Raw genomic sequence first — 14,918 nt, 5'->3', positions numbered from 1 at the left:
AGAATCTAACCACTTTAGCCAAACCCTTGTTTCTCAACAAGTTTTTATCTGCATCACCGCCGATGGATGTGCATTCTACAGCATTTAACTTCCAACACAACCCCCTTTTTCAAATTTATTTAAATTATTAAATCAAGCGACTATTTTTTGCACAAATAAGGCTGAAAATGTGCGATTTGGTCGATTATTTGCTCAGTTTTATTTTTTTCTTGCCAGTGTAACGGCCTGCAATCGATATATTCACAGTATCCAGTCCCCTCATAGTTTTCATTTCCCCATAAGAGTTGATAGTGAAAGCTGCCCACATAGCCTGCAGCCAAACCAAATTTATAATCACCTCGGCTTTGTGCTGTCAGATGAAATACAACTGCATCATTTTCTGAATATTGCCATGTAAATTCTCGTGGTAAATACATGTCACGCCCATTCGGTGTTTGCACCTTTGGATAGACACGGCTGACATCAAAAATGACTTGATGATCATAAAGTACCGAATGTTGTTCATTCGATTGTATTTCAATGCGAGAAAAAACAATGTTATTCCATTGATTCCTAAGTTCAGACAAGATGATCTGAAAGTCTGAATTGACCTGAATAATTTGATAGGTAAAAAAGTGAAAGGCAATAAAAGGTAAATAGATGGCTCGGGCATGTTTTAAAATTCCCTGCGCCTCAATTTGATAGTGTTGTTTTTTATAGGTGATTTCCCCTTCACATTGGCAACGTACATACCAGTAATCCCCTACCCCCCATTGCAAAGCTGAATGGTTTTCAATGTCCGTGCCAATATTGACTTTGAGCTGGCAACTGAGCTCCTCATCATCACGCTTAAAATAATAATTTGGGAAATCAACCTGAATATGATCAACATCTAGAAATTGATAACGATCTTGCTCTAATTGACACTGCTCTTTTGCGCTATAACTTTTGAGATGTCCGACAGTCGATAAACTACTGGCAACTAAAACCGTCGCGGTATCGATTGCAGTCGTGGTAATCGCACTGGCGTTATAACAAATGGGGATGCGAGGTTGGCCGATTAGGCTAATGAAATTTAAATAATGAAAGGGTTCAGGTAAATTGGGCAAGATCAAAGCCTGATAGACGATCTTAAATAAGCCTTTAGGTGGGTGGAACGTTAAAGCATCTGACTTATTAAGGTTCAGCTGCTTTAATTGATTGTTATTCATCAATATTGGCATACTGAACCTCCGTATTTTAACTTGTTATTTTGGCATCATTTTTTTTGGCAAATAGTGTCGTTACAAATCCTGAAAGGACGTAGATGATACAGACAATCAGTATCCCTACAGGAATGTTGTACGTGATTGCAGCAAAAATCAAGACCACAGGTAACATCACGACGAAAGGTACACGCTTACGGTCCATTTGTTTAAATGAATAGTATTTGATGTTGGAAATCATCAGTAAACCCACAGCAACCATAACCACTGAGTTAATCACTTGAATAACAATATCATTTAAATCAAAGATGAATGGATAATCACGGCCGACCCAAACCAATGAAATCACCGTCACTGCTGCAAGAGGACTAGCAATACCAATGAAGTAACGTTTATCTACAACACCAATCTGTACATTAAAACGTGCTAAACGGAAAGCTGCACAAGCCGTATAGATAAAGCAACAAGCCAAACCAATACGCCCAAGATCATGTAAACTCCAGCTATACATCAAGATCGCTGGGGCAACACCAAACGCCAACAAGTCAGAAAGCGAATCGTATTGCTCACCAAATGCACTTTGTGCACCAATGGCACGTGCCACACGACCATCTAATCCGTCAAGTAATGCAGCCAAGAAAATGGCATAGATCGCTTGATTAAAGTTTCCATTCATACTGGCAATAATAGAATAAAAACCAGAAAGCAGTGCGGCTGTTGTAATTAAATTCGGCCATAAATAAATACCACGGCGTTTCACTTTTTGTCCTTCGTGCGTATGCTCTTCTTCTTCTACTTCAAAAGTGATTCCATCAAAAGAATGATCTTCTTTATTCAAATTAGAATCAGGTTTAAGAGAATTTGTCATTATTTTCAATTCCTCGAGAATATTTGGACATTGATGGGTTATTCACCCACCAACCAACGCACAGCAGCATGTCCACCATTTTCACTCATGCGCAAATGTGGAAACAACCATTGTAATGCTTGATCCGCATCTTCTGAGAACTTCCAAGGTGGGTTAATTACCAATAAACCACAACCATTTAATCCAACTGGTGTGTCATCTGGCCATACACAAATTTCACAAATGAGCTGACGGCGAATCCCCGTTTTCATCATTTTCTTTTCAAAACGCTCAATCATGGCGCGATCTTTGATTGGATACCACACAGCAAATACACCGGTTGGCCATTTTTTATGTGCGGCTTGGAGTATTTCAACCAATTGCGGGAAATCTTTACGCTCAATTTCGTAAGGAGGGTCAATCATGACCAATCCACGCTTTTCTTTAGGCGGAATGACACCCATCAAGCCTTCATAGAAATCACGCTCATGCAAACCCGCACGTTTATCGCGAATATTAAAATACAATTGCTGAAATACATCACGCTGCATTTCAAATATAGTCGCTTTATCAATATCACGCATGCCTTCAAGTGCAAACCAAGGTGAACCTGGATAAGCACCTTTACCCGAACCTGCACGCATATCTTCAACAATTTTAAGATATTGTTTTACACCTTCAGGCGCATTACGTTTAATCGAATCGTCAAGCTTGACCAAACGATGGATACCCGTTAAGAATTCACCTGATTTTTGTGCTTCCGACGTAGATAAATCATATTTACCTGCACCACCATGGGTATCGATATATCGATAAGGTTTATCTTTAGCATTTAAACGAGCGAGCAGTTGAAGCAAAAGTACATGCTTCATAACATCGGCAAAGTTACCCGCATGGAAATGGTGACGGTAATTCATGTTGACAATTTATTCCTCAATTCAGCAGGTAGTTTAACATGAAAATAGGGGCCGATGACATTTCACCTTGCGAGCTCTAGCTCTCATTGCGACTGTAGACATTTTTTAGCTGATACAAGGCATGGTTTACGAAATTTAGTATCCTAAATGAGAAAAACATAACGCTGTAGCAGCAAAAAATGTCACAGTCCTTGAGCTTCGCCTTGCGCTGCAACCAAAGCAATGCTTTGCTTTTGCTCAGGGTTATAGCTAAAACTACCCTAAACTTCGTTATGAAACTTGACAAGGGAATCGCCATTGCCTACGTTCCATGCCTCGTTTATGTCGTTTTAGCTTATAACGCAAAGCATGGTTGAAACGTCAGCAGCCCCTAAATTATTCTTTAGCGTTGATGTGATCGTCTAAAATTGTCCTGTAATCAACCCAATGTCACTGGAGTGCCATGCAAGCAACCTCTCTCCCCCAAGCTTTTAATCTTCAATCTTGGAATTTGGACCAAGTGCTGAATGATTTAAATGAATTTGGTTTTGCCTTGATTGATCAAGTGTATTCAGATGAATATGTACAAGCACTTGCACATGAATGTAGTGCTCATCTTGCAGAATTCAGAGCAGCTGGGATACAAAATGGTGTGGTCAGCCATATCCGTAGTGATCATATTTTATGGATTGATGGACAACTGCCGATTGCACAACAACATATACAAACGCTAGAGCATTTATCGCAAGCATTGAATCAGGCCTTCTATTTAGGTATTAAAGAAGTTGAGGCTCATTTTGCCTGCTATAACGCAGGCGAATTTTATGCGTTGCATCGAGATAATCCGCAGCAGAAAAACGACCGAATGATTTCAACCGTGTTTTATTTGCATGAAAATTGGCAAGAGAATTGGGGTGGGCAATTACGCTTACAAGATAAAAAGGATCAATGGCATATCATCCAACCGCAACCGAATCGTCTGGCGATTTTTCAAAGTGACGTTTTGCACGAAGTCCTGCTTTCCAAACAACAGCGTTTATCGATCACCGCATGGCTACGCAGTGGCGGTTCTATTTGGAATCAGCGCTAAGACTTTAAATTACTAAAAACACCCTTATATACCACGCATAACTGACGATTTTGGATCCATAATGTCGAATGAAACTCAACAAGTGATTGCTCGAATTGGTGAAACAGACCAACTCTATTTAGACAGCAATACTCCCGAACTTGCTCTAGAGCGTGCTGACCTACGTTTGCAATTAGTGGTACTGAGTCATATTCGTCAGGAACAATTGCATTTCTTGCAAGAAGCAATCGTACTGCTTGAACAAGCTCGTGTTGAATATGATGAAATGCCATTAAGCTTGTATTTGAATTTGTCTTTATGTTTAGCCAAAGCCTATATGATTTACTTTGAGCTCACTAAAGAGCAGCGTTTTGCTTTAATTACACAGCAAATTCTTAAACCTTTGGCATATACAGAACACTTAGATATTTATTTCTTCTTGGCTTACGCTTCAGCTGCTAAGCAAGAACTCGCACTCACACGGCATTGGCTAACGAAATACGTATCTTGCTTGGATCATGATTTAGAGTTATTACAACTCCACCCTGCATTTAATGCCATACGCCAACAAGATTGGTTTAAAACCTTGATTCAAAAAAAAGCTCACTAATGTGAGCTTTTTTTTGATCGGACTAATGAATTATCTGGTGCTATCGACATGCAGTTGTTGATTCAACTCATCAATCACGATCGCCCACTCATCATCTTTATCCCAGTGACTTTTGAGAAAATCACGCTGTCCTGCACTCCAGAACTCAGCTTCATGTAACTTTTGATCAGCGGGTAGTTGATGAGTTTTCACAAAATTTTCGATTGCTGCCTCATCAGCCCCAAGCCCAAGTTGTTCGAATAAAAGCTCAAGTGTCGGTTGCTGTTCAAACATTGTTATTCTCCAAGTGATGTCCTTTATCAAAATAATCTAACAGTAAATCGCCTTAGGATGCAGCGATAGGTCTATCTTTTCTTGTTGTTTTTTGTTCTTAAGCGACATAAAAAAAGCACTCTCAAAGAGAGTGCTTTCAATTTATCCAGAAGATAAATTATTTAACCATGTCAGCAATTGCTGCACGTTCTTCTTCAAGCTCATTCAACGTGAAGTTGATGCGCTCACGGCTGAACTCGTCAATTTCTAAGCCTTGAACGATTTTGTATTCACCGTTTTCAGTGGTTACAGGGAAACCGAACATTACGCCTTCTGGAATACCATAAGAACCGTCAGATGGAATACCCATTGTTACCCATTTGCCATTTGTGCCCAATGCCCAATCACGCATATGGTCGATTGCAGCGTTTGCAGCTGAAGCAGCTGAAGACAAACCACGCGCTTCGATGATCGCAGCACCACGTTTACCAACAGTTGGAAGGAACACATCTTTGTTCCATGCCGCATCGTTGATTTTGTCTTTTAAGCTTACGCCATTTGCAGTTGCAAAACGGTAGTCAGCATACATTGTTGGAGAGTGGTTACCCCAAACAGTCATGTCTTCGATGTCAGAAACTGCAACACCTGCTTTTTGAGCAAGTTGAGTTAATGCACGGTTGTGGTCAAGACGTAACATTGCGGTAAAGTTTTTCGCTGGAAGATCTGGAGCAGATTTCATTGCGATGTATGCATTGGTGTTTGCTGGGTTACCAACAACCAATACTTTAACGTCACGGCTCGCAACTTCGTTGAGCGCTTGGCCTTGACCGATAAAGATTTCGCCATTCACTTTCAACAAGTCAGCACGTTCCATACCAGGACCACGTGGGCGAGAACCAACTAATAACGCATAGTCAGCATCTTTAAATGCAACTTTAGGATCATCAGTCCCGATCATGCCTGCCAATAATGGGAAAGCACAGTCATCAAGTTCCATCATCACGCCTTTAAGCGCTTGTTGAGCTTTCTCAAAAGGAACTTCAAGCAATTGTAAAATTACTGGTTGATCTTTACCTAACATTTCTCCGCTTGCGATACGGAATAATAAGCTATAACCAATTTGACCAGCAGCGCCTGTAACGGCAACACGAACGGGTTGCTTCATGTGATATTCTCCAATGAGATGCGTTTGCACGATTGAACGCTATTATTATTCAATCGAATTATCATAAACGGCAAAGATTGTACTCTAAAGCGAATACAGATGCATGTAAAAGAGAATGAATTTCAACGAAAGTCTAATAGAAAATACAAATCAAACTAGGTAAATACCTAGTAACTGCCTTTAATTGTAAATTCACTTGGGCAGCCCGTCACAATATGGCTTGCACACTGTTTGTATTGACCATTTTTCTGATAGCAGACCCGTATTTCAGTCAAGACCGAATCAAATCTCGATGACTGGCAAGTAAAGCGAATACCATTCGGCGGTAACGATGGATTGAGCTTGGTAAATTGCTGTCTCAAGCTTTCTTTTTGTACTTCTATCGTATTCGGGCTAGTCAAATCTGCGGGGATTTTTAAACGCTCTGCAAAGTTAATAATGGTTCTAAAATATTGACTGGCATTCATTGGCATACATCCACCCACATCCTGCCATAACTGCACACGTGCATTTTCATCAGGCATGACGCGCGCCACCACCTTGGCTTGTAAAGGTGAGAGTTTGGCAGACGTTTTGGTTGAGCAATCACGATTGGGCGGTACTTCAGGCAATAAACTTGCAATGGTCAGTGAATAGCCTTCTAGACATTTGCGTTGCTTTTGTCTTGACGAATCAAAAGAGCACGCGGCGGGTGTCATCTGCACATGCATCACATAGCCCGTAACATCTGAATTACTCGCAGCATGTAATGGCATAGCAAAAGACAAGACCAAATAACAAGCCAATGCCTGCAAAGATCTCATCAACTGCCCTGTGAGTAATTCGATTGGTTTCATCAAATGCAAAAACTTCATTATTTCACTTAAACATCTTGCTGTGTCTTAAGGCCCACTGCGTACAGGAATCGTGCTCATTCGTTTTTCTAACGATTGTGACCCCTGCCCTAACACCACGCCATAATGCGTGGCGTTGGTCATGACATGTTTAACATAGTCACGTGTTTCCAATAATGGAATGGTTTCAGTGTACTGATCTGCCGCCATATTCTGAGCATCCGGCTGCCAACGGCGCGCACGATTTGGGCCCGCGTTATAGCCTGCTGTTGCCAATACGGCATTACCGCTCAATTGACTTTGAATCATTGAAAGATAATAGGTCCCATAACGAATGTTGGTATTCATCTCACTCAGTGCCGCAGGATTATACGTTTCACCCATTTGTCTTGCGATCAGTTTGGCTGTGTTTGGCATAATCTGCATTAACCCCCCTGCCCCAACATGAGAACGTGCAGAGGTTACAAAGCGACTTTCTTGGCGCATTAAACCATAGGCCCACGCAGGATCAATACCAGCATTGTAACTATGACTGGTGACATTACTACGATGCGGCGTGGCATAGCGATAGGTATCGTTGTGGCGAGACGTGGTTCGATCCGCCGCATAAATCGCACGATCATACCAACCCATATCATGCGCACGTTTCGCTGCTGCTAAAAGCAGACCATCGTCGTGTTGTAAATAGGCCTGACGAACTGCCCAGTTCCATTCACGGTTAGTATAGTTGGCAGGCGCATTGACATCTCTGAGTGCAAAAGCACGTCTAAAATGAATATTTTGATTCAGACGCTGAATATCTTGGGTGCTTGGCTGCTCATTATAAGGCTGATGGTTATAACGTTCGCCTAGACGATCTTTTGCCAACAAATTATGGTAGTCATCCCCAGCTTGTGCCAATTTGCGATAGATCTGCTGCGCCGCTTGTTTAGAACCACCATCTGAACGCTGTTCCGATGCGCGTGCCAACCAATACTGCCAACGGTCTTCTTGCTTTTGCGTCACTGACATGGCATCAATCGCACGAATCAGACTTTCCCAAGCCCCGAAACGAATCGCCTGACGCGCATAAATTTCAGCTTCTTCTGGACTTAATGGATAACCATAACTTTGATCATAGGCATTTAATACTTCACGATTAAAGCCATTCTTCATCACGGTGGTGCCACCGACATAGCCAATGGTGCGATACAAATATTGTTGTACGGGTTGCGGAACATCCTGAGCAGCACGCTGTACATTGCCCAAGGCATTGGTTAAGTCACTATCTGCCACACGTCCCAAGGCAAAAATCAAATAGGCATAATCGGCATCATTGGCTTTCGGCGCACTCCACAGATAACCCAATGGATTGGCTTGAATTTGATTGAACTGTGCTAAAGAAAGATTCAAGCCTATGGTTTGAGCGGTTGCAATCGCTGGCCCAGACTGGCCTGCACGCAGCTGTCCCCATAAACGTTGTTGACGATCTTGGGCCGTCATCAGTGGACTAGACAACATCAGACGACCTAAACCATTACATGATTCAGGTTGGGAATTGGTAGCGAGCCAAATGTCTTTATATTCTGCAAAAACCAGACTATCCCCTGTTTTTGCACGAACTTGCGCAACTGCACAACTTTCTTCTTGATCTGGATTGGTCACATAACTCAGTACAGGCTTGGCATCGGCAAAGCTTCCGAGTTTGACTTTTTCTTCCACATAATCAGCAGAGAGTTTTTCTGCCATTGCCGATTGCGGATAACGTTGCGCAAAGCTGATAATCGAAGCAGCGGGCTGAAAGCCTAAATTGGTATTGAGCTTCCAATATTCGGGATAATAACCCAAAGCATCATTTTGCATGTCAGATTGGTACTGATCGAGCAAAGCAGAATTGCCCGCATTGGCAGCACGCAAAGCATCATTAAATTGTTCATCTAAAGCATAGACAGACGAGCAGGCAATCATTCCTCCCATTGCAATAAAACAACGGAAGCTCTTCTTGTTATTCAATTTACGAGTTAAGGTTGTTCTAAAATTATGCTGCTTTTTCATCTTCATCAATATCTATGCTCAATTTTGCCCAGCCATTATAGTGTAATAAGTCTCGCCTTCCACTATTGTTGTGTTATGTAAATTACTGATTCATATTCATTAAAATTCACGCAATTTTATTCACAAACTGTCCATTTTTGTCAGTTTTTTATTCTCTGCGTTCGATCTAAAATACTGCTATAATCCGCCGTTTATTTAAATCCACCTTGTTTAGGAGCCTGCATGACGGTTCAAACATTCACTCCCAGTGCTGTAAAAGCTGCTTCAGAAAACACTGTTACCCAGCCAATGCACACCACTGATGTTTCGATCAAGAAATTGTTTATTGAAACTCAAGGGTGTCAGATGAATGAGTATGACAGTCATCGTATGGCAGATTTGTTAGGTGATTCACATGGCTATGTGCTCACTGACAATCCAAATGAAGCAGACATTCTGCTCATGAATACCTGCTCGATTCGTGAAAAAGCGCAAGAGAAAGTATTCAGTGGTTTAGGTCGCTGGCGCAAACTGAAAGAACAAAACCCAGATCTCATCATTGGTGTGGGTGGTTGTGTTGCATCGCAAGAAGGTGACAACATTCAAAAACGTGCGCCTTATGTGGATATGATCTTTGGCCCACAAACGCTGCACCGTTTGCCGCAAATGCTAGATCAGCATCACGCTCAAATTGAAAAACCAAAGAAAGAAAAAATCAAATTGGTTGATATTTCTTTCCCAGATATTGAAAAGTTCGACTTTTTACCAGAACCACGTGTGGAAGGCTTCAAGGCATTTGTTTCCATCATGGAAGGTTGCTCGAAGTATTGTTCATTCTGTGTGGTCCCTTATACCCGTGGCGAAGAAGTGTCTCGTCCGTTGGATGATGTGTTGGCAGAAATCGCTGGCTTGGCTGAAAAAGGCGTACGTGAGATCAGCTTACTCGGTCAAAACGTCAATGGTTATCGCGGTGAAACCTTTGAAGGTGAAATTTGTACTTTCCCAGAATTATTGCGCTTAGTGGCAGAAATTCCAGGGATTGGTCGTCTACGCTATACCACTTCTCACCCGCTTGAATTCTCTGAAGATTTAATTCAATGCTACCGTGATTTACCGCAAATGGTTTCGCATTTACATCTACCCGTACAAAGTGGTTCAAACGATGTATTGCAAGCGATGAAACGTAACCATACGATTGATGTCTACATCGATAAAATTGCCAAATTACGTAAAGTCCGTCCAGATATGCATTTATCCAGCGACTTCATTATTGGTTTCCCTGGTGAAACCGATGCGCATTTTGCTGAAACACTGCAATTCATTAAAGATTTGGATTTCGATCATTCTTACAGTTTTGTTTACTCAAAACGTCCAGGTACGCCTGCTTCTGATTTACCAGACAGTACCCCTGAGCAAGTGAAAAAAGATCGCTTGGCTCAAGTACAAGAAGTGATTAAACGTTCGAGTATTGATAAAACGGATGCCATGCTCGGTAAAATTGAGCGTGTGTTGATTGAGAAAGTTTCTGATAAAGATCCAAATGTTTTGATCGGTACAGCAGACAATACACGTTTAGTGACATTTATCGGTGATGCCGCGTGGATTGGACGTTTCGCAGAGATTGAGATCACTGAAATTAAAACTTTGAATTTAGTTTACGGAGAACTCTTGAATCTTGAACCTGACGTGGCGTAATGTAAGGGTATTCCTACAGAGCAACAAAAAGGGTTTATCTTGACTGCAGCGATTCGACGTACAGTAACGTTCCCTGAAATTCAATTGGAACGTTTGAAAAGCATGCTCGGTGCGTATAACGGGCATTTAAAACAAATCGAACAACGTTTAGATGTCAAAATTACTCACCGTGGCGATGCCTTTTATCTCGATGGTGATATAGAAGCGGTCGAAAGAGCCGAAGCACTATTGCAACGGCTCTATCAAGAATCAGAAATTTCCTCACAAATTAGTGCCGATGTGATTCATTTGATGATCCAAGGTTCACAGACGGACCGTGAACTGATGGATGATTCAGATCAAGAACATACAGGCCTCGACAGTGTTTGGTTACAGACCCGCAAAGGGCGAATTAACCCACGTGGCGCCAATCAAAAACGCTATGTGCAACGTATTTTACAAAGTGATATTTCCTTCGGTATTGGCCCAGCAGGGACAGGTAAAACCTATCTGGCGGTTGCTGCCGCGGTTGATATGCTGGAACGTAATGAAATTCAGCGAATCTTGCTGGTTCGCCCAGCAGTTGAAGCCGGTGAAAAGCTCGGTTTCTTACCCGGCGACCTCACCCAAAAAATCGATCCCTACTTACGCCCACTTTACGATGCCCTGTATGAAATGCTGGGCTTTGAAAAAGTAGCTAAACTGATTGAACGCCAAGTGATTGAGGTCGCTCCGCTGGCCTACATGCGTGGACGTACCCTGAATCACTCATTCGTCATTTTAGATGAAGCACAAAACACCACACCTGAACAGATGAAGATGTTCCTGACCCGTTTAGGTTTTGGTTCACGTGCCGTGATTACGGGTGACGTCACACAAGTTGACTTACCACGTGGACAACAATCAGGTTTAGCACAAGCATTACGTGTACTTGAAAATGTCCATGAGATTCATATCACCCGTTTCCATTCACGTGATGTGGTTCGACATCAATTGGTACAAAAAATTGTTGAAGCTTACGAAGGTTGGGACAGTGAACAGCAACGCCTGTCTGCTGAAGCCCGTGCCGAACGCAAAGCCAAACAAGAAGCACTGATCGCAGAAAATGATTCTGCGGCAGATGCGCAACACATTTAGAAAAATCCCCCTCACTCCCTCTAAGATGCTTTAGTCGCATCTTAGGGGGACGATTTTAAGGATCTACTTTGAAAATCAATTTAAGTCTTCAACAAGACTTTCAAGCTGCGGAATTACCACTCAAACGTGGTCAAATCAAAAAAAATATCGAAACTGCACTGCGTCATGTCGGTTTTGATGTCAATTGTGAAATTGGAATTGCCTGTGTTGATCTAGCTGAAAGCCATGAACTCAATCTACAATACCGTGAAAAAGACAAACCGACCAATGTGCTGTCTTTTCCAAGTGATATTCCTGAGGAAATGCTCAGCTTACTCGATGCAGAACCTCTAGGTGACTTGGTCATTTGTATTCCTGTGGTTTTACAAGAAGCTGCAGAACAGCAAAAGACGCCAAGCGATCATTTCACCCATTTACTGGTTCATGGCGTTCTACATCTGCTTGGTTTCGATCATGAAACCAGTGAAACTGAAGCCGAAAAAATGGAAGCTTTAGAAATTGCGATTCTAAAAAAATTGGGAATCGCCAATCCTTACCAAGCCGATGAAAGCTAATCCAAGGTCCTATGTATATCGTTATTTTTAAAGCCACCATCAAACAACTTGATGCAACTTACTCAGAAATGGCACAAGAGCTGAGACATAAAGCCTTGAGCCAATTTAACTGCATCAAGTTTGAAGCGTGTAGTGAAAATGGTTTTGAAATAGCACTGTCTTACTGGAATAGTCTTGAAGATATCAAGCAATGGCAACGCGATGCAGAACATCTGGTTGCTCAGCGTTTGGGTAAAGAAAAATGGTATCAGGATTTTAGTGTCGAAATCTGCACAGTTGAACGTGCTTATTCGAGTCAAAATGGCTTGTGAATAAGCGCGAACTTATCCACATGTTGAATAAAAAAACGGCTGCATTCAGCCGTTTTTTTATTTATCAAATTTTAGAACTGATAACGTAGCGTCAAAGTGACATTGCGAGGTGATCCATAAACCATACTGTTATTCCCGATGCCTGAATAATATTTTTTATCAAATACATTATTCAAATTAATCTGTGCTTTGATATTTGAGTCGATATCATAGCCCACCATTAAGTTTGCTAAAGCATACGCATCTTGATTAATTCGTTGGCTACCTTCTCCAGTATAAAATTTACTCTTATAGTTTAGCCCACCACCAACACTCCATTGATCCCAGGTATATTTGGTAAAGAGGTTGGCGCTGGTTCTTGAAGACATGGTTTGAACTTCATTCCCTTTTGCATCTTTGGCATTGAAATGTGCAACACCAAAACTTAAGTTCCAGTTGTCTCGAATTTCACCGTCTAATTCAAACTCAACCCCTTTGCTTTCAACGCTATCTACACTACGGTAGGCTTTTTCATTCGATGAGCTACCATTGGGATTAGGTACAAAAACACCATCAATCTCTTCTGGGACATTATCCTGTAAGGTTTTAAATACCGACAAAGCCGCATTCAATTTGCCGTCTAAAAACTCACCTTTTAAGCCAGTTTCATAGCTTTTACCTTCTCTTGGATCAAGATATTGGCGATTTGCATCTCGTTTATCTTCTGGCTTAAAGATACTGGTATAACTGGCATACCAAGAGTATTGATCCAGAAAATCAAAAACTAAGCCTGCATAGGGTGTAACTTCATTATTAAATTCCCGATTACCTTCACCATTGTCACTTTCATACTTCCAGTTTGATAAACGTACCCCTGTAATTAACTTCAATGGCTCTAATAAGCTGAACTTGCCGGCAAGATAAGCGCCTGTTTGTGTGGTCTTATTTGGGGGTTGATACAAGTTATTATTCTGAATTGCACCGATTAATGGAATATTGGGATGATCAAAATCGAGCACAGCACCTGAAGCAATTGGAGGCGTTCCTGAGTACCATTTATCTTTCTTGCTTTGGTTATACATAAAGCCTGCAACAACTTCCTGCTTTAAACCACCCAACATAAAAGGTGCTGAGAGATAGGTATCAATATTATTTTCTTTGGTCTGGGTGGCATCAGACCAAGTCATGAAAGAGCCGAGTGTATTGGTTGCTTTATCTAACTTCCCCCATGAATAGAGTAAAGCCGTGTCTTGTTTTACTTCTCGATAAGCATAGTTCACATTCAAATTGATATCGTTAAATAGATTCTGCTTCAATGTCGCAAACGCCGTGGTGGTATCGGTATTCCAGTAAGTCCAATCCGAACTCACCGATTTAGAACGATCGAAATGAGTTCGGGTACCATCGGTGTAAAATGCGGGCAATCCGCCCCAACGAACACCATTTCGCTCCAGATTCTGATAACCCGCACCGACTGAAAGGTACGTCTTATCCGTAATATCCGCATCCACAACCGCATAGACGACATTATTGGTTTTTTCGTAGCGATCCATATAAGAATCCGTATCCTCATGCTTCACCACGACACGACCACGGACACTGCCATCTGCATTTAATGGCGTTGAAATATCTGCTGAACTTGACCATGCATTCCATGAGCCCAAAGAAGTGCTGACATTCCCTGTCAACTCTTTCGCGTTGGCATGTTTTCGAATCATGTTAATTGCAATTGCAGGATTCCCAGCACCTGTCATCAAGCCATTTGCACCTTTCACCAGTTCAACTCGATCATACATGGTTAAATCAGGGTCATTGGCTTCCATCCCCACATTGCTTGGAACGCCATCAAACAGATAATAGTCGACGTCAAAACCACGCGCTGTTGGATATTGACGTTCATCCCACTGATTCACCGTCACGCCCGTGACGTTATTTAACATGTCCTGAAACGATGTAATATTGGCATCATCCAAATACTCACGGGTGAGAACTTTGACAGATTGTGGTGTTTCTCGAAGCGATAAATTGAGTTTAGTCGAAGTATTGGTACTTTTAGCGGTATAGCTTTTCTTTCCTTCCGTTGTAGCCAGAGCTCCTTCATCTGCTTTTACTGTAATCGTTGGCAATTTTGCATTTTCTTTAGCCTCATCTTCTGCAAATGCCAAGGTCGGTAATAAGATTGCAGCCATCGCCAAGACCAAAGGGCGGGCTTTAAACAGATTTAAAGTTGGAGGTTGATGCATGAAATATATCCTTATTGCAAGGGAGCGGTCTTGAAAACATGCATCTCATTCCCCCGATAAATTTTAAGAAGGATGCATTTGTTTTCAAAAGGAGAGTTAACCAAAAACATATTGCAAATGATAATTGTTTTTATTATCAATTCAAGTTTCA

General features: G+C 41.7%; 14 protein-coding genes. 6 read left to right on the top strand and 8 right to left on the bottom strand.

Annotated features, from left to right (window positions below):
* Positions 1 to 140: 140 nt before the first annotated feature.
* Genes NG55_RS15210 through NG55_RS15200 form a run of 3 tightly spaced genes read right to left on the bottom strand, consistent with a single transcriptional unit; the run spans position 141 to position 2,948 of the window.
* Positions 141 to 1,202 (bottom strand): DUF6670 family protein, encoded by a 1,062-nt coding sequence (locus tag NG55_RS15210; RefSeq protein ID WP_016542465.1) that lies wholly within the window; start codon positions 1,200 to 1,202, stop codon positions 141 to 143.
* A gap of 16 nt (positions 1,203 to 1,218) precedes the next feature.
* The gene (gene pssA / locus NG55_RS15205) at positions 1,219 to 2,052 is read right to left on the bottom strand and encodes a CDP-diacylglycerol--serine O-phosphatidyltransferase (protein ID WP_016542464.1); all 834 of its coding nucleotides are present in this window, start codon (positions 2,050 to 2,052) and stop codon (positions 1,219 to 1,221) included.
* A gap of 38 nt (positions 2,053 to 2,090) precedes the next feature.
* Positions 2,091 to 2,948, bottom strand: a complete 858-nt coding sequence (locus tag NG55_RS15200; RefSeq protein WP_004802589.1) for a 23S rRNA (adenine(2030)-N(6))-methyltransferase RlmJ — start codon at positions 2,946 to 2,948, stop codon at positions 2,091 to 2,093.
* A gap of 442 nt (positions 2,949 to 3,390) precedes the next feature.
* Between NG55_RS15200 and NG55_RS15195 the strand changes: the two genes are divergently transcribed.
* Both NG55_RS15195 and NG55_RS15190 read left to right on the top strand, forming a co-directional pair.
* Positions 3,391 to 4,017, top strand: coding sequence for a 2OG-Fe(II) oxygenase (locus NG55_RS15195; protein ID WP_065343710.1), 627 nt, complete (start codon positions 3,391 to 3,393; stop codon positions 4,015 to 4,017).
* Positions 4,018 to 4,078: 61 nt separating this feature from the next.
* Entirely contained in the window at positions 4,079 to 4,606 is a 528-nt protein-coding gene (locus tag NG55_RS15190) for a hypothetical protein (protein ID WP_065343709.1), read from the top strand.
* A 30-nt stretch (positions 4,607 to 4,636) separates the two neighbouring features.
* Here the strand turns inward: NG55_RS15190 and NG55_RS15185 are convergent, their stop codons facing one another.
* The 4 genes from NG55_RS15185 to NG55_RS15170 form a co-directional block, all read right to left on the bottom strand.
* Entirely contained in the window at positions 4,637 to 4,879 is a 243-nt protein-coding gene (locus NG55_RS15185; protein ID WP_004802586.1) for a DUF2789 family protein, read from the bottom strand.
* Between the two features lie 157 nt (positions 4,880 to 5,036).
* A complete protein-coding gene (locus NG55_RS15180) occupies positions 5,037 to 6,023 on the bottom strand; it encodes a malate dehydrogenase (RefSeq protein WP_004655942.1) in 987 nt (328 codons plus the stop codon).
* A 167-nt stretch (positions 6,024 to 6,190) separates the two neighbouring features.
* The gene (locus NG55_RS15175; protein ID WP_016542460.1) at positions 6,191 to 6,877 is read right to left on the bottom strand and encodes a ribonuclease T2 family protein; all 687 of its coding nucleotides are present in this window, start codon (positions 6,875 to 6,877) and stop codon (positions 6,191 to 6,193) included.
* A gap of 27 nt (positions 6,878 to 6,904) precedes the next feature.
* Entirely contained in the window at positions 6,905 to 8,812 is a 1,908-nt protein-coding gene (locus NG55_RS15170; RefSeq protein ID WP_171069764.1) for a lytic transglycosylase domain-containing protein, read from the bottom strand.
* A gap of 300 nt (positions 8,813 to 9,112) precedes the next feature.
* On the opposite strand from NG55_RS15170, the gene miaB reads away from it, so the two are divergent.
* From miaB to NG55_RS15150, 4 genes are all read left to right on the top strand, one after another.
* Positions 9,113 to 10,564 (top strand): tRNA (N6-isopentenyl adenosine(37)-C2)-methylthiotransferase MiaB, encoded by a 1,452-nt coding sequence (miaB, locus tag NG55_RS15165; protein ID WP_065343708.1) that lies wholly within the window; start codon positions 9,113 to 9,115, stop codon positions 10,562 to 10,564.
* A 39-nt stretch (positions 10,565 to 10,603) separates the two neighbouring features.
* Positions 10,604 to 11,680: a PhoH family protein gene (locus NG55_RS15160; protein WP_004655946.1), complete on the top strand. Its 1,077-nt coding sequence runs from the start codon at positions 10,604 to 10,606 to the stop codon at positions 11,678 to 11,680.
* 68 nt (positions 11,681 to 11,748) lie between these two features.
* Entirely contained in the window at positions 11,749 to 12,234 is a 486-nt protein-coding gene (gene ybeY / locus NG55_RS15155; protein ID WP_065343707.1) for an rRNA maturation RNase YbeY, read from the top strand.
* A gap of 11 nt (positions 12,235 to 12,245) precedes the next feature.
* Positions 12,246 to 12,545 (top strand): antibiotic biosynthesis monooxygenase family protein, encoded by a 300-nt coding sequence (locus NG55_RS15150; protein ID WP_065343706.1) that lies wholly within the window; start codon positions 12,246 to 12,248, stop codon positions 12,543 to 12,545.
* 71 nt (positions 12,546 to 12,616) lie between these two features.
* Here the strand turns inward: NG55_RS15150 and NG55_RS15145 are convergent, their stop codons facing one another.
* Positions 12,617 to 14,767: a TonB-dependent siderophore receptor gene (locus tag NG55_RS15145; protein WP_065343705.1), complete on the bottom strand. Its 2,151-nt coding sequence runs from the start codon at positions 14,765 to 14,767 to the stop codon at positions 12,617 to 12,619.
* Positions 14,768 to 14,918: the final 151 nt, after the last annotated feature.

The sequence above is a fragment of the Acinetobacter gyllenbergii genome, assembly GCF_001682515.1.
Taxonomy (GTDB): Bacteria; Pseudomonadota; Gammaproteobacteria; order Pseudomonadales; family Moraxellaceae; genus Acinetobacter; species Acinetobacter gyllenbergii.
The sequence above is the reverse complement of the archived record's forward strand: the minus strand, read 5'-3'. Positions and strand labels throughout refer to the sequence as shown.

What these genes read in the sequence shown, in the direction of transcription:
- NG55_RS15210 (WP_016542465.1), bottom strand. Translation starts at nt 1,202, where the DNA reads ATGCCAATATTGATGAATAACAATCAATTAAAGCAGCTGAACCTTAAT.
- pssA (WP_016542464.1), bottom strand. Translation starts at nt 2,052, where the DNA reads ATGACAAATTCTCTTAAACCTGATTCTAATTTGAATAAAGAAGATCAT.
- NG55_RS15200 (WP_004802589.1), bottom strand. Translation starts at nt 2,948, where the DNA reads ATGAATTACCGTCACCATTTCCATGCGGGTAACTTTGCCGATGTTATG.
- NG55_RS15195 (WP_065343710.1), top strand. Translation starts at nt 3,391, where the DNA reads ATGCAAGCAACCTCTCTCCCCCAAGCTTTTAATCTTCAATCTTGGAAT.
- NG55_RS15190 (WP_065343709.1), top strand. Translation starts at nt 4,079, where the DNA reads ATGTCGAATGAAACTCAACAAGTGATTGCTCGAATTGGTGAAACAGAC.
- NG55_RS15185 (WP_004802586.1), bottom strand. Translation starts at nt 4,879, where the DNA reads ATGTTTGAACAGCAACCGACACTTGAGCTTTTATTCGAACAACTTGGG.
- NG55_RS15180 (WP_004655942.1), bottom strand. Translation starts at nt 6,023, where the DNA reads ATGAAGCAACCCGTTCGTGTTGCCGTTACAGGCGCTGCTGGTCAAATT.
- NG55_RS15175 (WP_016542460.1), bottom strand. Translation starts at nt 6,877, where the DNA reads ATGAAGTTTTTGCATTTGATGAAACCAATCGAATTACTCACAGGGCAG.
- NG55_RS15170 (WP_171069764.1), bottom strand. Translation starts at nt 8,812, where the DNA reads ATGGGAGGAATGATTGCCTGCTCGTCTGTCTATGCTTTAGATGAACAA.
- miaB (WP_065343708.1), top strand. Translation starts at nt 9,113, where the DNA reads ATGACGGTTCAAACATTCACTCCCAGTGCTGTAAAAGCTGCTTCAGAA.
- NG55_RS15150 (WP_065343706.1), top strand. Translation starts at nt 12,246, where the DNA reads ATGTATATCGTTATTTTTAAAGCCACCATCAAACAACTTGATGCAACT.
- NG55_RS15145 (WP_065343705.1), bottom strand. Translation starts at nt 14,767, where the DNA reads ATGCATCAACCTCCAACTTTAAATCTGTTTAAAGCCCGCCCTTTGGTC.